Source organism: Winogradskyella flava, from assembly GCF_014243395.1.
Lineage (GTDB): Bacteria > Bacteroidota > Bacteroidia > Flavobacteriales > Flavobacteriaceae > Winogradskyella > Winogradskyella flava.
In genome coordinates this window covers 492754-511675 of record NZ_JACLCP010000002.1, presented here as the reverse complement: position 1 = coordinate 511675, position 18922 = coordinate 492754, and the positions used below count along the sequence as shown (strand labels likewise).

Below are 18922 nucleotides of genomic sequence, written 5' to 3'. Positions count from 1 at the left end.
TCGTCTTGCATGAGAAAAATTAAACCATGGCTATCTGCTATGCGTCTTAGGACATTACCTTTATCTGTATCGGGAATCATATTGGGTACATGTTTTGCCTATTACAATGGTCATTTTAGTTGGTGGGTTTTAGTATTGGCTATTCTAACAACAATAAGTTTGCAGATTTTATCAAATCTAGCTAATGACTATGGAGATAGCATTAATGGTGCAGATAATGACGAACGTGTAGGTCCACAGCGTGCTGTTCAGAGTGGTGAAATTACACCTGATGAAATGTTGGATGCTATTAAGTTCAACATTATTGTGGTCATCATATTAACTTTATCATTGATATGGGCTGCTTTTGGTCCAACTAACTTTCTTTTTCTGTTATTGTTTCTATTCTTAGGAGGCATATCCGTTTACGCAGCACTAAATTATACAATGGGTGATTCTCCATACGGATATAGGGCTTTAGGTGATGTTTTTGTATTTATTTTCTTTGGTCTTATTAGTACTATAGGAAGTTATCTACTCTATATGCACACCATAGATCATGTTGTCGTATTACCAGCAATTGCATTAGGTTTATTAAGTGTGGGTGTTTTAAATCTCAATAACATGAGAGATTTAAATGCAGATGCGAACGCAGGGAAAATCACAATAGCAGTTAAACTAGGTATTGATCGAGCGAAGCAATATCATTTTTTCCTCATTATAGGAGCCATGCTTATTACGATTATATTCTCGATTTTGTATTACGTCGAGCTGTATAATTTTTTGTATCTACTAGCTTTTGTCCCGCTTTTAATGCATCTTAAGAAGATAAAAGCTGCAAAATCGCCTGATGATTTTGATAGTCAATTAAAAGTTTTGGCATTATCTACATTCTTGTTTGCATTGTTGTTAGGCGTTGGCTATGTGTTATATTGAAAACAAATCCGTTATTGCTACATTACTCAATAAATATTTGATGTATCGAGCACAATAAACAATTAAGTTTTTTATTTTCATACTCGAAACAAAATCTCTAAACCAATTCTATGAGAAATCTATTTACACTTATTCTATTTGTATCGTTTTCATTAAATTTTGCTCAACAAACGTCCCTGAATATTAGCGAAAGTGCAGAGTATAAGGACAAGGAAAAGGCACAAGATATTTTATCTATCTATACCACTGAAACTGGTTTGACAGGTATAGTACGAGAGAGCAAGCGAGACCTAATGTTTGATGTTTTTGATAAAGATTTAAATAAGAAGCACAGCTTAATAGTAGAAAGTAGTAAAAAAGAAGATTATGTAGGTGAAGTAGTCTTTGGTGATGAAATGAAAGTGTTCACGGTATTTTCTCCTAAGGTAAAAGAACGCATAGTGTATTGCCATATTTTTAATATAAAGAATGGAACACATAGCAAGAAAAAGCTCTTCGAGGTGACAGTAGCGAAAAAGCGCTATTTGTTTTCAAGTAGAAATGAAAGGCAGACAAGTTTGGATATTTCACCAAATGGAAAGTATTTAGCTATGGCCACGGACAACATATATAAGGATGTTAATGATTATGCTATTAGGCTATTCAATGCAAATACTTTAGAGTTGTTATATGTTAAGAGTTATCAAAAGCATGAAGAGAAATATTTTAAGCATAATGATATTTCAGTCAATGATGATGGTGAAGTATTTGTATTGGGTAAATTATATAAAGAAGGAAAGAAAGAAAAGAAAAAGGGAGAAGCTAATTACGATTTCATCTTAAATAAAATAACCGAAGAGAATAATGCTGAGATATCGATAAGCCTAGCAGAACAGCATATACAGAATCTAAGTATTACTATTGTTGATGACAAATTACACTTGATTGGTTTCTATTCAGAGAAAAGAACGGGTAAAATTAAAGGCGGCTGTAATTTCGTTATCGATTCAGAAGTTTTTTCTGTATTAGACAAGAAAAATTACGAATTACCCTTAGACGTTTATGAGGATTTGTTTGGCGATAACAGAGGTTCAAAGAAGAAAGGAAAAGAACTGACTAATTTTTATATTGACTATATCCTTGAAGATTCTAAAGGTAATACCTATTTATTGGCAGAAGAGTTTTACACAACTCAGGTTTATGTTAACAATGGTATGAATGGTGGCTATTGGCAAACAACATATCATTATGATGATATACTAATACTGAAGTTTGGAACTTCTGGTAATTTAGATTGGGGAAGAAGTATTTTTAAAAGATCAAATACGCCATCTTATAATGCTTTCATTAAGGATGATGAATTACATGTATTGCTCAACTCTGGTAAAAATCTTCTCGAGAAGAAAGATGGAAGAACTAAGGTGTCTAAGGGTTGGTTTGAGTCATCTTCACTTTATGATATCGTTTATAACAATAATGGTGATGTTTCCTATAGCAAGATTCAAGATAACAAAGGGAAAACCTATTACTTACCTTATTACGGGACCTATCAAGACGGAACGTTTATCATGATGAGTTCAGGGCGCAAGAAAAGACAATTTATGATTTTACAATAATAACAATAATAAAATACCTAATTATGAAAATTACATTTTACGGTCACGCTTGTTTGGGTATAGAAACTAATGGAACTCACATATTGGTTGATCCATTTATAAGTGGTAATGAAAAAGCTGCTCATATAGATATCGATAGTATTAAGGCAGATTATATTTTGCTAACTCATGCACATCAAGATCATATCTTGGATACAGAAGTTATAGCAAAACGCACAGGAGCTATTATTGTTTCTAATTATGAAATTGTAGTTCATTATCAAAATCTTGGATTCGAAGGTCATCCTATGAATCATGGTGGTAAATGGAATTTTGAATTTGGGAAACTGAAATATGTGAATGCTATACATACGTCATCTTTTCCTGACGGTAGTTATGGCGGACAACCAGGAGGCTTCGTTCTAGAAGCAGATAAGACCATTTACATTGCTGGTGACACAGCTCTAACTTACGATATGAAATTGATTGGTAAAGAATTTGATCTGGATTTAGCTGTTTTACCAATAGGCGACAACTTTACAATGGGTGTAGATGATGCTATTAGAGCGAGTAAGTTTGTTGATTGCAATAAAGTTTTAGGGTATCATTTTGATACATTTGGTTATATTGAAATTGATAAAGTAAGAGCCAAAGCTAAATTTGATGCGCAATTAAAATCGCTAAAACTATTGAATATTGGTGATAGTATGGAAGTGAAATAGTTCAACGAACTTTGCTCCGCATCACCAACTTATGAATTAATCTTGGTGATAATCGTTTTACAAAAACACCAAACTTTTCAAACTTGCCAATATAAGCCTCAAACTTTTCTTTGCGAATAGCTTTAATCATTTTGCTAACAAAGACATCGACATCCAATCCGTTCTCTGTCATTTCGTCTTGATAGCCTTGTTGAGTTCCGTCGGCTGTCAAGGCATTACGAGCCACATTGGTGTTAACAAAACCAGGACAGATTATAGTCACCTTTATATTGTCCTTGTCATGTTCTAAGCGCAATGCATCAAAAAAGCCATGCAGAGCATGTTTTGCACCACAATAGGCTGATCTGTAATGGGAGCTAAACTTACCCATTAGACTAGACACAACGACATAATGTCCAGATGTATTGGTCACAAAGTGAGGAAGTAAAGCCTTAGATAAAGCGATAGTCCCTAAATAGTCAATTTCCATCAATTTTTTATCTACTTCAATTGATGTTTCTATAATTGGTGAACGTTGGCTAATACCACCATTATTAATGAGTATATCAACTTTTCCGAAGCGTTTAATGGCACTTTCAGCAATTGGTTTCATGTTAAGATAATCGGCCAAATCTAGAGTAAGTACTTCCACATTCTCTGGCTTGGAACAATTACGTTTTACGTCTTGTAATTCTTCTTCTCGCCTGGAGGATAAAATAAGTTTACAGTTATATTTTGAGAGCTCAATAGCTAAAGCTTTTCCGATGCCACTTGAGGCTCCAGTAATCCATATAATTTTATTTTCAAATTTCATAAGTGCTTTTTAGAGTTGATCCAGTCCTGTCTGAGATCATCAGAAATTTTTCCTGTGCCATCATGTTTCCAACCAGGTGGTTTTAGTAGGTAGAGTACTCTACTTTTTAAAGATTTACGTCCCGTAAATGCATCTTTAAACATATGAAGCCATTCTATAAATGCAATTCTGATAGGATTAAAGGTCTTAATGTTTTTTACCAAGCCATACGTCACTTTTTCTTCTTCCAATTCGGGTTGAAAAGTACCAAATAGTTTATCCCAAATGATTAAGATACCTGCGTGATTACGATCGAGATAAATAGGATTGCTACCATGATGCACACGATGATGAGAAGGTGTATTGAAAATAGCCTCGAACCATCTAGGCATTTTGTGTATGGCTTCCGTATGAATCCAAAATTGATATAATAAGCTAATGGACATTTGTAATAATATCAGAGCAGGATGAAATCCTAAAAGTGGTAACCACAACCAAAAAATAAAGGTGTAAAAACCTCCAGACCAAGTCTGTCTTAAAGCTGTACTTAAATTATAATGTTTGGAAGAGTGATGCACGACATGTGAAGCCCAAAATAAGCGACACTCATGCGATATGCGATGAAACCAATAATAAGAAAGGTCATCAGCAAAAAACAACAAGACGAAAGACCACCATGCTACAGGAATTTCGAGTAACCTAAAATTATCATAAATCCAAAAAAACACGAGTAATACTAAAGCTTTGCTTGCAAAACCCAAAAACACATTACCTAATCCCATCGCAATGGAAGAAAATGCATCCTTTGGTTCATAAGTCTTTATTTGTTTTCTGGCAGTGACATAGAGTTCCAAAAGCATAGCCAACATAAAAAACGGAATGGCATAGAGAATGATATTTGGGAAGTCTGGCATTTATTTTTCTTTAAAAATAGTTTTTTTGAGATAAATACTCGCTTAAAAATGGTTAGTTATGTATTTTTATAGCTTAATTTTTCCAAATCATATTTATGAAATTTAAACTTTTAGCTCTCATATTTTTTGTATCTATTTATAAAGGCTTTTCACAAATTGATGAATCTCAAACGGGCGCATGGTATATGTATTTTTACAGTCATCAGTTTAAAAATAGTCAATGGGGAATTCAAGGAGATTTTCAATATAGAGACTGGCAGGGATTAGGAGATAAGGAACAGTTACTCTTGCGCTCTGGAATTACCTATTCTCCTAAAGATGCAGGTGTAAAGTTTACTTTGGGCTATGGAAATGTTACTACAGGACAATTTGGCGAAAGCGATGATACTTCAGCAGAAAGTAGAATTTATCAAGAAGCTTTAATTCCTCAAAAATTGGGTAATCGCTTCTATTTAACTCACAGATTTAGATACGAACAACGCTTTGTAGAGGATCAAGATTTTAGAACACGCTACCGTTATAATTTATTTTTAAATGTACCACTTAATAGCAAAGCATTAAGTCCAAAAGCTATATATGTGGCATTATATAATGAGTTATTCATCAATGGACAAACTGATATTGGAGATGGAAGAGAGGTTCAGATCTTTGATAGAAACCGTACTTATTTAGGTGTAGGGTACGTATTAAATCCTAAAATTCGTTTTCAGTTCGGTTGGATGAATCAAAAAACCGTGACATGGGGAAAAGGGCAGTTACAATTTAGTATGCACCATAGAATCTAAGATGATAAAGGCAAGTTATTACAGGTATATTTTAAACTTTAAAAGGTCTAGTGGAACATCTCGTGGTGTAATGACTACCAAAGAAACCTGGTTTGTGATTCTTGAAGACAATGGCAAAAGGGGCATAGGTGAATGTGGGATTCTAAGAGGTCTTTCTATTGATGATAGACCTGACTATGAAGACAAGTTAAAATGGGCTTGTAATAATATTGATTTAGGTCTTAATGCTTTACTTGATGAGCTTATCGAATTTCCGAGTATTCAGTTTGGTGTAGAGATGGCTTTTAAATCGTTAGAAAGCAGAGACACTTTTACTTTATTGCCTTCAAAATTTACCGAAAGTACCGATAGTATTCCAATAAACGGATTAGTTTGGATGGGAAGCGAAGCCTTTATGCGAGAGCAAATCCAAGAAAAGATTGAAACTGGTTTTGATTGTATTAAACTAAAGATAGGAGCGATTGACTTCCAAACGGAATTAGATATTCTCAAATCTATTAGAAAAGAGTTTTCCGTTTCAGATATTGAGTTAAGGGTTGATGCCAATGGCGCGTTTTCGCCAGACGAAGCCTTAGAAAAGTTAAAACGCCTTTCAGAATACCAATTGCATTCTATCGAGCAACCTATTCAACAGGGACAATGGGAAGAGATGGCAATGTTATGCGATAAAACACCACTCAATATTGCTTTAGATGAAGAACTTATAGGTGTTTTTTCTGTACCTAAAAGAAAACAGTTGTTGCAAACCATAAAACCACAATATATTATTTTGAAGCCAAGTCTAGTAGGTGGTTTTCATAATACCAATAATTGGATAATGCTCGCGAAACAGAGCAATTCCGATTGGTGGATAACAAGTGCCTTGGAAAGTAACATTGGGCTTAATGCTATAGCTCAGTATACGTATACCAAACATAGTAAGATGCCACAAGGTTTAGGTACTGGAGGTCTGTTTACAAATAATTTCGATTCGCCATTAACCGTAAAAAATGGTACTTTGCATTACGATTTAACCCAAAATTGGAAATTTAATTTATAGCTATGAACTATATACAACAAGCTTATAAAGGACAACGACATCTATGGATGTTTATCTTAACTACTATATTGGTAGGCGGTGTATTTCTAGGTAACTTTATTATCTATTTAACTTATGATCAAGCAGATTTAGATGCTGCATACGATCTTTTCGCCAATATACCATCGAGTCTAAACTTGGCCATAAACCTAGTTCCATTTGCTTTTTTATTAGGTCTATTATTTTTATTAGTAAAATTTGTTCATCAAAGAAGCTTATTATCGTTAACTACGGCTAGGAGTAAGGTGGATTATGGTAGAGTTTTCTTTTCGTTTATGATGATTGCAACATTTACGCTGGTTACATTCTTTATAGGCTATTCCATGGATTCTTCTGAAATTGTTTTTCAGTTTGACGCTGGAAAATTCACCATACTATTTTTGGTTAGTATCGTCTTATTTCCATTTCAAATTGGACTAGAAGAGTATCTGTTTAGAGGTTATTTCATGCAACATATAGGTGTTATGGTTAAAAACAAATGGTTCCCATTGATTCTTACATCAGTATTGTTCGGTATTGCACATGCGGCAAACCCAGAAGTAGGAGCTATTGGATTTTGGAAAATGATGATTTTCTATGTAGGTACTGGTCTTTTATTAGGCATAATGACTTTAATGGATGATGGACTGGAATTGGCTTTAGGATTCCATTTAGGTAATAACCTACTAGCTTCACTTTTGATTACTGCAGATTGGACAGCCCTTCAGACCGACGCTGTTTTCAAGAGCACTGCAGAACCATCGATGAGTATTGTTGGTGAAATTTTAATTCCTGTTTTGGTCGTATATCCAATAATGTTACTTATCTTATCTAAGCGCTATGGTTGGAATAACTGGAAAGATCGCCTGTTTGGAAAGGTAACTGAACCACCAAAAGAAGATTACAAAATTATTGAGTAAATGACACCCAGATACGATAAGATTCATAACCGATTTAAGTTTAATGGGCTTCATTTTGACTTTGAAGATCTAAAGGAGGTAGCCTATAGCCTTATAAAGGAAGGTGAATCCTATGAAAAGGTTACTGGAAATTTTTTAATAGACTGGTTAAACAATAAAGACTATCTGCATGTAAAGACATCTGGGTCAACAGGTCAGCCGAAGCTTTTAAAGCTTAAAAAGCAAGCTATGGTCAATTCGGCTATTGCTACTGGAGATTTCTTTGGGTTAGAGCCTGGAAATACAGCGATAGATTGCTTACCTAGCCATTATATCGCAGGTAAAATGATGCTCGTTAGAGCTATGATTTTAGGATTGGAAATAGACTGCGTAGAGCCAAGCGCTCACCCTATTTTTGACTATGAAAAGTGTTATGACTTTTGCGCTATGATACCTTTGCAATTAAAGCATACCGTTAATTACACTCAAAATATTAAAACTATCATTATAGGCGGATCTAAAGTCACCAAGCCATTACTAGAGCGTATTCAGAACTGCCCATCTAAGTTTTATGAAACTTACGGGATGACCGAAACCGTAACTCATGTTGCTGTGAGACAACTAGAGTCCAAAGCGGCGAAAGGTGATAATTTATTTAGAGCCTTACCCAACGTGAGTTTTGACCAAGATGATAGAAATTGCCTTATCATTAATGCCTCTAAATTGGTAAAGGAAGCATTGGTGACGAACGATATCGTAGATTTAAAGTCTGAAACAAGTTTTGTCTTAAAAGGACGCTACGACAATGTCATTAACTCAGGAGGCGTAAAGCTATTTCCCGAGCAGATTGAAGAAAAACTACAGCCAGTAATAGACGAGCGTTTTATTGTTGCTGGCGAAGAGGATGCTGCACTTGGAGAAAAACTGGTCTTAATTGTTGAAGATCCTAGGGATTCCGTAGAAAGCATTGCAAAACGAATCAAACTAGTAAAAGGACTTACAAAATTCGAAGTCCCGAAACATATCTACACATCAGAAAAGTTTGTGGAAACCGTTAATGGAAAAATTCAACGTAAAAAAACGGTTAAGGCTGCAATTGGCTAGTTAACTCATTGAAACTATACATTAACTAAAAACCCAATGCAATCGCATTGGGTTTTTTAATATTATTTGTTGTTTGAGATTAATTCTCAGCAGAAAGGTTTTTCATTTCCTCTTCAACCATTTCATAGAATTGGTCAATCTTCGGTAATACCACGATACGAGTACGTCTATTTTTGGCTCTGTTTTCGGCAGTATCATTTTCCACCAATGGTACATAAGAACTGCGACCAGCAGCAATTAATTGTTGAGAATTTACACCTAAGCTTTCTAAAACTCTTACAACTGAAGTTGCACGTTTAACACTTAAATCCCAATTGTCTAATAATGGTGGTTTGCTGTATGATACATTGTCGGTATGAGATTCAACCATTGCTTCAAAATCTGGTTTACTATTAATGACTGTAGCAACTTTGCCCAATATTTCATTAGCTCTAGTTGTTACGTTATAGCTTCCACTTTGAAATAATAATTTGTCGGCAATAGAAATAAACACAACACCTTTTTCTACATTAATCTCAATGTCGGAATCGTTCATCCCAACCTCTTTTTTAAGGCTTGTTACGATAGCTAAAGTCACACTATCTTTGCGTGTTAAAGCATCCTGCAAGCGCGTAATTTTTAAATTACTCTCTTTAAGACTTTCTAATGACTTTTCTAGATTTGTGGCACCCTTACTCGTTAATTCTGTTAAATCTTGTGAACTTTTTATTAATGCATCATTACTTTTTCGTAGATCAGCTAGTTGCTCCTTCATAGCCTCTACACGAGCATTCGCCGCAGCAACATCTGATAGACAGCTATTTAACTTTACAGTTGCAGTGTTTAATAAATCCTGTGTTTCTTGTTGTTTTGCTTCAAGTGCAGCGTACTCTTTCTTCGACACGCAAGATGCTAGCAACACCATTGAGCAAACACTTAATAACATTAGTTTTTTCATAATTTAAATCAAAGTTTTAATTGTTAATTACAACACTTCAAAATTATAGAAAAGAAAAGATGAGGGAACAACGATTAACAAAACTTTTAACAGTTTTATAAACAATTAAAATGTTTTTCTCTGTTTAATAAAATAGGACCAAACAATAGAATTCTCAGTATAGTACCCTGAACGTTTTGGAAGTTGTCTACGTTGTTTTAAAATACGACTTAAGTTATTGTAAAATGAAAAGTGCGCCTTTAAGATAGCAAAGAAATGTTGTGGTTTTAATTGCAATAAAAATCGCAGCGCTGCAATACCATCAAGTTTCATTCTCCAAACCATACGAAAAAACACATTTTTATCGGTATTTTTAGCTAAGCAGAATAGGCTATTTCTAAAGTTGAGATACGTCTTTCTAGGATTAGTATTGTTTAATGTTGCACCACCTACATGATATACGGTCGAAGCTCCAACATATTCAGCTTTGTAATTGCTGTTGAAAGCACGCCAACACAAATCAATCTCCTCCATGTGAGCGAAATAACTTTCGTCAAAGCCCTCTAAACTTTTGAAAACTTCATTTTTTATAAATAAACAAGCACCAGAAGCCCAAAAAATGTTGATGACATTATTGTATTGACCTTTATCTTCCTCTATGGTGTCAAAAATACGACCACGGCAATAAGGATAGCCATACTTATCAATGAAACCACCTGCGGCACCAGCGTATTCAAAATGAGACTTCTTTTTAAAATCTAAAATCTTTGGTTGAATTATTGCTGTATTAGCATCATTATTAAACTGATTTACAATAGGCTCTAACCAATTTTCTGTCACTTCAATATCGCTATTCAATAAGCACAGTAGAGGTTGCTTAACATGCTTTAAAGCATCATTATAGCCTTTAGCATAACCACCATTTTCTGAATTTTGAATGATTTTTACATTTGGGAAATGTTTAACTACGAAAGTTACAGAATCATCTGTAGAGGCATTATCAGCAAGATAAATTATAGCGTCATTAGAATATTTTATAACTGAAAGCAAGAATTGCTCTAGTAAGGCTTTTCCATTCCAGTTTAAAATTACAACAGCTATGTCCTTAGTCGTGTACATCTATGTTTTAATATAGTTTGGGATATCTTTCAGGAAATTGTAGTGCTCTGCTTCCATATCCATTTGGCAATAATAATGATTTAAACCATTGGTTACCATTAAATAGTTTGCATTTAAGGCCAAATTATAGCGGGCAATCTGGTCAAACGTATCTTGATTTATGCTTATAGTATAAGATTTACACTCCACAATTAAATGTATAGTGCCGTCGGAATTAAAAACCACGATATCATAACGCTTTTTGAGTCCATTAATGTTTAATTCCTTTTCGACATTGATTAAGGATTTGGGAAAATTCTTCACATTAATAAGAAAATGAACGCAATGTTGTCTCACCCATTCTTCAGGTTGAAGAATGATGAATTTTTTCCGAATGACATCAAAAATAGAAACTTTATTTTCAGTACTTTTGAAACGGTATTCAAACTTTGGAAAGTTGAGTTCTTGCACTACACAAAATTAAAATTATAATGTCACTTCGAGTGATTTTCTCAGAAATATTATCGATAACTTTTCGATACTTTTTGACTTAGGTTAAAACTCGAAAGGAATCACAATTTATAAATTTGGACGACGTAAAACAATTAGTTGCAGCAATAAAGAAAGGAGACATAAAGCCTATCTATTTTTTGATGGGTGAAGAAGCTTATTATATTGATAAGATTTCTGATTTTATTGAGGATAACATACTTGACGAAGCCGAAAAAGGCTTTAATCAAATGGTGCTCTACGGTCGTGATGTCAGTATAGACGATATTGTGAGCAATGCTAAGCGCTATCCTATGATGGCAGAGCGGCAAGTTGTTATAGTTAAGGAAGCTCAGGATCTCAGTAGAACGATTGAAAAATTAGCGCAGTATGCCGAAAATCCTCAACCTACTACAGTTTTGGTCGTAAATTATAAATACAAGAAGCTAGATAAGCGAAAGGCTTTATACAAGACCATTAGTAAAAGTGGAGGTATGGTTTTTGAAAGTAAAAAACTCTATGAGAACCAAGTGCCAGATTGGATTAGACGTGTCTTAAAAGGTCAAGGCTATGACATCTCACCTAAGGCTGCTCAGATGCTTGTTGAATTTTTAGGAACTGATTTGAGTAAAGTGAATAATGAGCTTGATAAATTAAGAATCGTACTTCCGGAAGGTACTCAAATCACTCCAGAGCATATCGAAGAGAATATTGGTATTAGTAAAGATTTCAACAATTTTGAGCTTCGTAAGGCAGTTGGTGAGCGTAACGTGGTTAAGGCGCATCAGATAGCGAAATATTTTGCCGATAACCCCAAGGATAATCCGATGGTTGTCTCGGTTTCTCTATTATTTAGTTTCTTTTCGCAGTTATTACATTTACATGGGCTAACTGACAAATCACCTCGCAGTGTTGCTTCAGCTTTAAAGGTCAATCCATATTTTGTAAATGAGTATTTAACAGCTGCTCGCAATTACCCGATGAAAAAAGTAAGTTCCATAATCGCTTTACTTCGTGAGTTCGATGTTAAGAGCAAAGGTGTAGGCTCTAATGCGGTGCCTCAAGGTGATTTGCTAAAGGAGTTGTTGGTTCGTATTTTAGGTTAGTTACCTTTGTCAATAATCAACCTTTTAGTCACAGAATTTCCGGTGGAGGTTTTTGCAATGGTAATTAGATACAACCCAGAATCTAATTCAGATATATCAATTTGTTTGTCTTTAGAGGTTTTTATCAATTGTCCAGTAATAGTGTAAATCGCAGTGCTGCAATGGTCTTGATTCAAAGTAATGGATACTTTCGCCGGGTTAGGATAAAAGATAAAGTCAATCTGCTCATTTTCAGAAATACCTAAGGTTGACATATTAAAACTGTACAAGCCTGAAGCAACGGATGTGTTTTCTTCAGCAGAGATGTAATATGCGTTATCATCAATTGGTGCAATGCCTTCAATTTGTGGCGAATAGTTTGTGGGAACGCCAACTGAAGTTTTTGTTACAGTTCCGTTAGAAAATTGACCAGAATGAAATCCATCGAGCTCGACGAGAAATGCCCCATTGGTATCATAGCCAGTAAGCACAATATGGTTGTTTAAAGCATTAAAAGTTGCTCCTGAAATCAAACCTTGAACAGCAATGGTGTCTGTTGCAGAAATACTATATGTACCAGGTGTTTTCGATAGCTCGTAAATATCCGTGTTGCCATCTACCCAATTCTTAGAGAACACATATAGCTTATTATCATGATGAATTAATCCTTCTGCATCATAGTTGGTCATTAGCGGACTTGGTGTAAAATCAGTTTGATCACTATAACTGAAATTGATGACATCAGCAGTAACCGAGGTATTTGCAAAATAATCATTGATAGAAATACGATAAACTTTCAGGTCAGTTCTTTGACCTTCGTAATTTCCAAAATCACCAATATAAATATAGGTGTCATCATGTGCTAAATCTTCCCAATCTCCATTTATTCCATTAGTAATTGTAATGGTCCTAGTAATTGCACCAGTATTTACATCTACTTCATATAATTGATTTGTACCATCAGTGTCATTATGTGTAATTAAGGTATTGTTGAGATAGAGCAATCCCGAGCTTTCATTTATCGAGGCATCAAGATCTGTTTCAAGGGTGAGCTGTTGCGCCCTTACTCCCAAGAAAGCCGTAATAAGAATGATATATAAAATCAAATACTTATCCATAAGATATCTACTTCTAGTGCTAAATGTAGTTATTCTATTGGTTTAGAAAATAAAAAGTATATAAGTCACCCGTATTTAGGATAAAACGCAAGTAAGAGACTTTACGATGACCTAAAAATCTAAAAATCTGTGATAATGTAAGAGTTCAGCATCATTATTAGGAAGATGACCAATCCCTTTTAAAATAAAGCCCAAACGTTCTAACAATTTTCTTGAAGATGTATTGTCCTCAAGCGTATATGCACTTAATTCGGACAAACCATAATCTTCTTTTGCAGCAACGATTAACTGTTGTGAAGCTTCAAAGGCATAGCCTTTACGTTCATATTCAGGAAGAAAAGCAAAACCAATATCGGGATCTTCTCTGTCATCTCGATGATACAAGCCACAAGTACCTAGCTTTACGTTATCATCTTTTTTAATAATAACATTATTACCATAACCGTACTTTTCTAATTGCGAAAATGCCTTTTCTTTAATGTAGATCGCTGCTTCTTCAACAGTTTTGACATTTCTATCACCAATAAATTGAATCCATTTAGGTGTGTTCATTAGTTCCAAAATAAATGGAGCATCATTTGTGGTTACAGGTCTGATGTACAGTCTTTGAGTTTTAATTGTTTTTTTCACCTTAACAGTCATCTAAATATATTATTATCCAATTGAATTGGAATATGTTATTTTTACAGGGAAATTAGCATTCAATATACAGAATTAATACATGAAAGTTTTCTCAAAAGAACAAATTTACGAAGGCGATAAGCTCACTGCAGAACGGCAAAACATATCATCTACAGATTTAATGGAGCGCGCAGGAACACAAATTTTTAATTGGATTCACATGCGAATGCAAGGTGCGCAAGTGCCTATCCATGTATTCTGTGGTATTGGCAATAATGGAGGAGATGGTTTGGTATTGGCAAGACATTTAATTACTCATGGTTATAATGTTATCACATACATTATAAATTGCAGCGATAAACGGTCCAAGGATTTTTTGATCAATTACGACCGTATTAAAAATGTTACTAAAGATTGGCCTAAAATGCTGAGTTGTGGTGCAGATTTTTCTGAAATTGTGATAGAGGAAAGAGATATTATCGTTGATGCAGTTTTTGGTATTGGCTTAAATCGTCCGCCTAATGATTGGGTACAAGAATTATTTCAACGATGGAGAGCGTCAAAGGCATTTACATTATCAGTCGATATTCCGTCAGGATTATATACCAACAAGGCTGTAGAAGATGAAAATGCCGTAGTCTATGCCAATTACACCATTAGCTTTCAATCTCCAAAGTTGGTGTTCTTTTTACCAGAAACCGCCAAGTATACTGTGCAATGGGAAGTATTGGACATTGGAATAGATAGGGATTATTTAATGCAAACTGAAACGGAAGTGGAGCTAATTTCTAAGTTTGAAGTATTACCACTTTACAAGCCACGCGATAAATTTGCGCATAAGGGAGATTTTGGTCATGTTATGATCCTTGGTGGAAGCTATGGAAAGATAGGTGCGGTTAATTTAGCGAGTAGAGCCGCTTTTGGTTCTGGCGCTGGTTTAGTAACAGCTTACGTTCCGAAGTGCGGCTACCATAGTCTTCAATCTTCTTTGCCGGAGGCAATGGTCATAACGGATAAAGAAGAGGCTTTTATTGCTAATATTGACTTTGGAATTGTACCAAGTGTTATTGGTTTTGGAGTAGGACTTGGAACAGCTCCGGAAACGGCAAAAGCGTTTGAGGCATTTTTAAAAAATAATAAAACACCTCTGGTTATCGATGCAGACGGTCTAAATTTATTGTCGAAAAAGAAAGCATTATTACAGTTGTTGCCAGAGCAGACGATATTGACGCCGCATCCAAAAGAACTCGAACGTTTAGTAGGTAAGTGGTCTGATGATTTTGACAAACTTGAAAAGGCAAAAACGTTGTCCAAGAAGTACAATGTTATCGTGCTTTTAAAAGGAGCCAACTCCATTACGGTTTATCAAGATAAGTTGTACATCAATACTACCGGAAACCCTGGTATGGCGACAGCTGGAAGTGGAGATGTTTTAACGGGAATTATTTCTGGTTTAATTGCACAAGGTTATGAGCCATTAGCCGCAACAATTTTTGGTGTTTATCTTCATGGAAAGGCTGCCGATATTTCTTTAGAAGATTATGGTTATCAGAGTTTAATAGCTAGTCATATTATCGAAACCATTGGAGAAGCCTATATTGATTTATTTAAGCAACCAGAACAGTCGCAGGAACAAGAAGGGCAACAGGAAAAGCAAGGGTAAAATTATAAAGGATGATAAAAAATATAGCATACAAAAAAAGCCTTCTATAATTGGAAGGCTTTTTTTATTTAATACTATTTTCTTTATATATCTAGAGAATTTAGTAATTCAATTAACTCAGGGTTCGATGGTCTTGGTGCGTCTGCATCAACAATATTCCCCTCAGGATCTACTAAAATAAACCTTGGGATACCTTGTATTTTATATGCTTGAATAAAATCTGATCTAAAACCATTATCTGCCATTAATTGGATACCACCGAGCTCTTTTTCTGCAATCATTTTCTTCCAACCTTGATATGCAGCTGCGGCATCTCCTTTATAACCTCTTCCTTCATCAACTGAAATACTAACAAACTGAATATTCTTTCCCTCAAATTGTTTCTCAATTTTTTTAAGCGAAGGGATTTCAACTTTACAAGGACCACACCATGTTGCCCAAATATCAAAATACACATATTTACCTCTTAAATCCTCAAGTGAGGTATTACCACCAGCATAGTTTTCATAGTCGCTGAACTTCGGAGAAGGTGCTCCTTTAGGGAATGTAGAACGTAATGCAATTTTTGAGGACATCATTCTATTAATCTGCTGTTCTGTCATAGTAATGTTTCTGTCCATTGAAGCTAAATGAATAGAATCTACTTCAGTAAATTTTGTTTTCAATGCTTCATAATCCGAACGGTAATTTTTCAAGGCGTTATTCAGATCGTCTTGATTTCCACTCATGACAAGTTCTTTATTGAAGTGTTTATTGCCAAGCAAGAAAGACTGAATGGAGAAATTGTTGATATCAGAGGCATCACCACCAAACTCAATGGTCTCTATGAAATTATCATGATCCGTTGTAAATGAGGATTCGTTATCGTTCTTTAGGTAAATCTGACCGTATTGATTGCCGTGCTGAAAATTATAATCACCTTCTTCAACTTTTAAAGTATCCTTGAATGTACCGTTATCATTTAGATTAATAATTTTTTCGTAATCTCTACCTTTAAAAATTTTCAGGGTATTGCTTTCATGAGGATTTTCAATTTTCCCAGAAAGGGTAGCATAATCTTTGGGCTCTCCCTTTTTGCAAGATATCAAAACGAGAATGATGCAAAATACAATTAATCTTTTCATAACTAAATTAGTTTATTGGCTTCAAATGTAATCATTGCCTTATTGATTTCAAACTGAGAGGAATTATTAACAATTTGTTGTGAAACCAAAAAATATTCTCAATTTTGGATATTACAACTTCACGGTCTATGGATAACTATCATATCATTTCTTCTGAAGCTTTGGATATTGTTAAGATATACAACATCTTTAAGAATAATAAAAAGTTGAAGCTCTCAGATGAATCAATAAGAAAAATAAAGGCATGTAAGATTTATTTGGACGATAAACTTAGCAATAATGAAAAACCAATTTATGGTATCAACACTGGTTTTGGCTCGCTTTATAATGTTAAGATTTCTAATAAGGATTTAACCAAGCTACAAGAAAATTTGGTCATGTCTCATGCCTGTGGTACAGGGGATCGCGTACCAGAATCTATTGTAAAAGTAATGTTACTTCTTAAGATTCAATCGCTTAGTTACGGTCACAGTGGTGTGCAATTGGAAACTGTAAACCGACTTATAGCATTCTTTAATAATGATATATTTCCTTTTGTATTTACACAAGGTTCGCTTGGAGCTTCTGGCGATTTGGCGCCATTAGCACATCTAGCCTTGCCGTTATTAGGAAAAGGAATGGTAGTACATAATGGTGAAGACTATGAAGCTTCTGAGCTATTGGAAAAGTTTGATTGGCAACCTATAAAGCTTGAAGCCAAGGAAGGTTTGGCATTATTAAATGGTACTCAATTCATGAGTGCCTATGGTGTCTATCTTTTGTTAATGTCTCATAAGACATCTTATCTGGCCGATATTATTGCTTCGATTTCCTTAGATGCTTTTGATGGCAGGTTGGATCCTTTCCATGATTTAGTGCATGATGTAAGACCTCATCCTGGTCAAAGAAAGGTAGCTAGACGCTTTAATGAGCTTTTAGAAGGTAGTGAATTAATTCAGAGAGAAAAAGAACACGTACAAGATCCTTATTCGTTTCGTTGTATCCCACAAGTGCATGGTGCAACTAAGGATACATTGGATTTTGTGGAGAAAGTTATTTTAACTGAAATAAACTCTGTGACAGATAATCCAAATATCTTTAGCGAAGAAGATCTAATTATTTCTGGGGGAAATTTCCATGGTCAACCACTGGCTTTGGCTCTTGATTATTTGAAAATAGCTATGTCTGAAATAGGGAATATATCTGAACGTCGTATATTTCAACTCGTATCTGGATTGAGAGGTTTGCCTGCATTTTTAGTGGATAATCCTGGATTGAATTCTGGTTTTATGATTCCACAATATACTGCTGCAAGTATAGTGAGCGCTAACAAACAGTTAGCAACTCCTGCCAGTATTGATAGTATTGTTTCAAGTAATGGGCAGGAAGATCATGTGAGTATGGGAGCTAATGCCGCAACACAAGCTTACAATTTGATAATTAACGTAGAGCGCGTTATTGCCATCGAACTCATGAACGCTTCGCAAGCTTTAGAGTTTAGACGACCATTAAAGACATCACCTTTATTAGAATCTTTCTTAGGGCATTACAGAAAGGTGGTGCCATTTATTAAAGAGGATGAAGTTCTTCACAATGATATTGAGGCTTCTATTCAATTTTTGAAAGATGTAGATATTGAGGTTGAAGAATTATTTCTGAATAATTATGGTGTAGAGAAGCATTAATTTTATCGAATATGTCTAGCTCTTGCTTATTACATCTTCTGCCCATTCAATGGCTTCGTCGAGTTTTGTGAAAATTTCGAAAGGCTTGGTAAAAAACATTTGCTCTATTTGCGCATTGATTTTAGCTTGATAGTTTTTGGATACAACCGCAAAGCCTTTTAAGTTCTCTATCTTAACGGTTTCGAAATAAATCTTTGGATCTACAGAATAAGAATTTAGTCGATGAGTGATGTAAACAAAAGGTTTGTCTGAAAAATACATTTCAGTAACTTCTAGAAGAACACTGTTGTGATCTGGCGTAATATTGACTCCTTCTTTTATAACAACGACGAGATAATTATCATAAATCGTCATATCACAAAAGTCGAAGGTTAGGGATACTTTCATGAATAATTGAGCTTA

Annotated in this window: 19 protein-coding genes; 10 read left to right on the top strand and 9 right to left on the bottom strand. The window is 34.7% G+C overall.

Annotated elements, in window-relative coordinates; genetic code table 11:
- Nucleotides 1-9 precede the first annotated feature (9 nt).
- From menA to H7F21_RS09400, 3 genes are all read left to right on the top strand, one after another.
- Nucleotides 10-915, top strand: a complete 906-nt coding sequence (gene menA / locus H7F21_RS09410; protein ID WP_185789011.1) for a 1,4-dihydroxy-2-naphthoate octaprenyltransferase — start codon at nucleotides 10-12, stop codon at nucleotides 913-915.
- Nucleotides 916-1025: 110 nt separating this feature from the next.
- Nucleotides 1026-2510: a hypothetical protein gene (locus H7F21_RS09405; RefSeq protein ID WP_185789010.1), complete on the top strand. Its 1485-nt coding sequence runs from the start codon at nucleotides 1026-1028 to the stop codon at nucleotides 2508-2510.
- Nucleotides 2511-2533: 23 nt separating this feature from the next.
- Nucleotides 2534-3211, top strand: coding sequence for a metal-dependent hydrolase (locus H7F21_RS09400; protein ID WP_185789009.1), 678 nt, complete (start codon nucleotides 2534-2536; stop codon nucleotides 3209-3211).
- Between the two features lies 1 nt (nucleotide 3212).
- Here H7F21_RS09400 and H7F21_RS09395 read toward each other — a convergent pair whose 3' ends face one another.
- Together H7F21_RS09395 and H7F21_RS09390 are read right to left on the bottom strand one after the other, a co-directional pair.
- Nucleotides 3213-4004, bottom strand: a complete 792-nt coding sequence (locus H7F21_RS09395; protein ID WP_185789008.1) for an SDR family oxidoreductase — start codon at nucleotides 4002-4004, stop codon at nucleotides 3213-3215.
- Nucleotides 4001-4897 (bottom strand): sterol desaturase family protein, encoded by an 897-nt coding sequence (locus H7F21_RS09390; RefSeq protein ID WP_185789007.1) that lies wholly within the window; start codon nucleotides 4895-4897, stop codon nucleotides 4001-4003. The genes H7F21_RS09395 and H7F21_RS09390 overlap by 4 nt, the downstream gene beginning before the upstream one ends.
- A gap of 95 nt (nucleotides 4898-4992) precedes the next feature.
- Here H7F21_RS09390 and H7F21_RS09385 point away from each other — a divergent pair, with 95 nt between their 5' ends.
- The 4 genes from H7F21_RS09385 to H7F21_RS09370 are packed head-to-tail and all read left to right on the top strand — an operon-like array spanning nucleotide 4993 to nucleotide 8742.
- Complete coding sequence (locus H7F21_RS09385; RefSeq protein WP_185789006.1) at nucleotides 4993-5682, top strand: DUF2490 domain-containing protein; 690 nt, start codon at nucleotides 4993-4995, stop codon at nucleotides 5680-5682.
- Between the two features lie 4 nt (nucleotides 5683-5686).
- A complete protein-coding gene (locus H7F21_RS09380) occupies nucleotides 5687-6721 on the top strand; it encodes an enolase C-terminal domain-like protein (protein ID WP_185789225.1) in 1035 nt (344 codons plus the stop codon).
- A 2-nt stretch (nucleotides 6722-6723) separates the two neighbouring features.
- Nucleotides 6724-7659 (top strand): CPBP family intramembrane glutamic endopeptidase, encoded by a 936-nt coding sequence (locus tag H7F21_RS09375; RefSeq protein ID WP_185789005.1) that lies wholly within the window; start codon nucleotides 6724-6726, stop codon nucleotides 7657-7659.
- Complete coding sequence (locus tag H7F21_RS09370; RefSeq protein WP_185789004.1) at nucleotides 7660-8742, top strand: AMP-binding protein; 1083 nt, start codon at nucleotides 7660-7662, stop codon at nucleotides 8740-8742. It begins immediately after the preceding gene.
- Nucleotides 8743-8821: 79 nt separating this feature from the next.
- Here the strand turns inward: H7F21_RS09370 and H7F21_RS09365 are convergent, their stop codons facing one another.
- From H7F21_RS09365 to H7F21_RS09355, 3 genes are all read right to left on the bottom strand, one after another.
- Nucleotides 8822-9679 carry an OmpA/MotB family protein gene (locus H7F21_RS09365; protein ID WP_185789003.1) on the bottom strand — a complete coding sequence of 286 codons (858 nt, stop codon included), beginning with the start codon at nucleotides 9677-9679 and terminating at the stop codon, nucleotides 8822-8824.
- A 105-nt stretch (nucleotides 9680-9784) separates the two neighbouring features.
- On the bottom strand, nucleotides 9785-10777 hold the full coding sequence (locus tag H7F21_RS09360; RefSeq protein ID WP_185789002.1) for a glycosyltransferase family 2 protein: 993 nt from the start codon (nucleotides 10775-10777) through the stop codon (nucleotides 9785-9787).
- Nucleotides 10778-11227: a type I restriction enzyme HsdR N-terminal domain-containing protein gene (locus tag H7F21_RS09355; protein WP_185789001.1), complete on the bottom strand. Its 450-nt coding sequence runs from the start codon at nucleotides 11225-11227 to the stop codon at nucleotides 10778-10780.
- 116 nt (nucleotides 11228-11343) lie between these two features.
- Between H7F21_RS09355 and holA the strand changes: the two genes are divergently transcribed.
- Nucleotides 11344-12351 carry a DNA polymerase III subunit delta gene (holA, locus tag H7F21_RS09350; protein WP_185789000.1) on the top strand — a complete coding sequence of 336 codons (1008 nt, stop codon included), beginning with the start codon at nucleotides 11344-11346 and terminating at the stop codon, nucleotides 12349-12351.
- Here holA and H7F21_RS09345 read toward each other — a convergent pair.
- Together H7F21_RS09345 and H7F21_RS09340 are read right to left on the bottom strand one after the other, a co-directional pair.
- On the bottom strand, nucleotides 12348-13448 hold the full coding sequence (locus H7F21_RS09345) for a T9SS type A sorting domain-containing protein (protein WP_185788999.1): 1101 nt from the start codon (nucleotides 13446-13448) through the stop codon (nucleotides 12348-12350). The two genes, holA and H7F21_RS09345, sit on opposite strands and share 4 nt — an antisense overlap.
- Before the next feature lie 111 nt (nucleotides 13449-13559).
- Complete coding sequence (locus H7F21_RS09340; protein ID WP_343067595.1) at nucleotides 13560-14078, bottom strand: GNAT family N-acetyltransferase; 519 nt, start codon at nucleotides 14076-14078, stop codon at nucleotides 13560-13562.
- A 91-nt stretch (nucleotides 14079-14169) separates the two neighbouring features.
- On the opposite strand from H7F21_RS09340, the gene H7F21_RS09335 reads away from it, so the two are divergent.
- Nucleotides 14170-15732 carry an NAD(P)H-hydrate dehydratase gene (locus H7F21_RS09335; RefSeq protein ID WP_185788997.1) on the top strand — a complete coding sequence of 521 codons (1563 nt, stop codon included), beginning with the start codon at nucleotides 14170-14172 and terminating at the stop codon, nucleotides 15730-15732.
- 83 nt (nucleotides 15733-15815) lie between these two features.
- On the opposite strand, the gene H7F21_RS17400 is transcribed toward H7F21_RS09335, so the two are convergent.
- Nucleotides 15816-16856: a TlpA family protein disulfide reductase gene (locus tag H7F21_RS17400; protein WP_246431451.1), complete on the bottom strand. Its 1041-nt coding sequence runs from the start codon at nucleotides 16854-16856 to the stop codon at nucleotides 15816-15818.
- Nucleotides 16857-16984: 128 nt separating this feature from the next.
- Here H7F21_RS17400 and hutH point away from each other — a divergent pair, with 128 nt between their 5' ends.
- Nucleotides 16985-18520 (top strand): histidine ammonia-lyase, encoded by a 1536-nt coding sequence (hutH, locus tag H7F21_RS09325; RefSeq protein WP_185788996.1) that lies wholly within the window; start codon nucleotides 16985-16987, stop codon nucleotides 18518-18520.
- 15 nt (nucleotides 18521-18535) lie between these two features.
- Here the strand turns inward: hutH and H7F21_RS09320 are convergent, their stop codons facing one another.
- Nucleotides 18536-18907 (bottom strand): hypothetical protein, encoded by a 372-nt coding sequence (locus H7F21_RS09320; protein ID WP_185788995.1) that lies wholly within the window; start codon nucleotides 18905-18907, stop codon nucleotides 18536-18538.
- Between the last annotated feature and the right edge of the window lie 15 nt (nucleotides 18908-18922).

Excerpts from the sequence above, each read along its gene's own strand:
- menA (WP_185789011.1), top strand. The coding sequence starts at position 10 with ATGAGAAAAATTAAACCATGGCTATCTGCTATGCGTCTTAGGACATTA.
- H7F21_RS09405 (WP_185789010.1), top strand. The coding sequence starts at position 1,026 with ATGAGAAATCTATTTACACTTATTCTATTTGTATCGTTTTCATTAAAT.
- H7F21_RS09400 (WP_185789009.1), top strand. The coding sequence starts at position 2,534 with ATGAAAATTACATTTTACGGTCACGCTTGTTTGGGTATAGAAACTAAT.
- H7F21_RS09395 (WP_185789008.1), bottom strand. The coding sequence starts at position 4,004 with ATGAAATTTGAAAATAAAATTATATGGATTACTGGAGCCTCAAGTGGC.
- H7F21_RS09390 (WP_185789007.1), bottom strand. The coding sequence starts at position 4,897 with ATGCCAGACTTCCCAAATATCATTCTCTATGCCATTCCGTTTTTTATG.
- H7F21_RS09385 (WP_185789006.1), top strand. The coding sequence starts at position 4,993 with ATGAAATTTAAACTTTTAGCTCTCATATTTTTTGTATCTATTTATAAA.
- H7F21_RS09375 (WP_185789005.1), top strand. The coding sequence starts at position 6,724 with ATGAACTATATACAACAAGCTTATAAAGGACAACGACATCTATGGATG.
- H7F21_RS09370 (WP_185789004.1), top strand. The coding sequence starts at position 7,660 with ATGACACCCAGATACGATAAGATTCATAACCGATTTAAGTTTAATGGG.
- H7F21_RS09365 (WP_185789003.1), bottom strand. The coding sequence starts at position 9,679 with ATGAAAAAACTAATGTTATTAAGTGTTTGCTCAATGGTGTTGCTAGCA.
- H7F21_RS09360 (WP_185789002.1), bottom strand. The coding sequence starts at position 10,777 with ATGTACACGACTAAGGACATAGCTGTTGTAATTTTAAACTGGAATGGA.
- H7F21_RS09345 (WP_185788999.1), bottom strand. The coding sequence starts at position 13,448 with ATGGATAAGTATTTGATTTTATATATCATTCTTATTACGGCTTTCTTG.
- H7F21_RS09335 (WP_185788997.1), top strand. The coding sequence starts at position 14,170 with ATGAAAGTTTTCTCAAAAGAACAAATTTACGAAGGCGATAAGCTCACT.
- H7F21_RS17400 (WP_246431451.1), bottom strand. The coding sequence starts at position 16,856 with ATGAAAAGATTAATTGTATTTTGCATCATTCTCGTTTTGATATCTTGC.
- hutH (WP_185788996.1), top strand. The coding sequence starts at position 16,985 with ATGGATAACTATCATATCATTTCTTCTGAAGCTTTGGATATTGTTAAG.
- H7F21_RS09320 (WP_185788995.1), bottom strand. The coding sequence starts at position 18,907 with ATGAAAGTATCCCTAACCTTCGACTTTTGTGATATGACGATTTATGAT.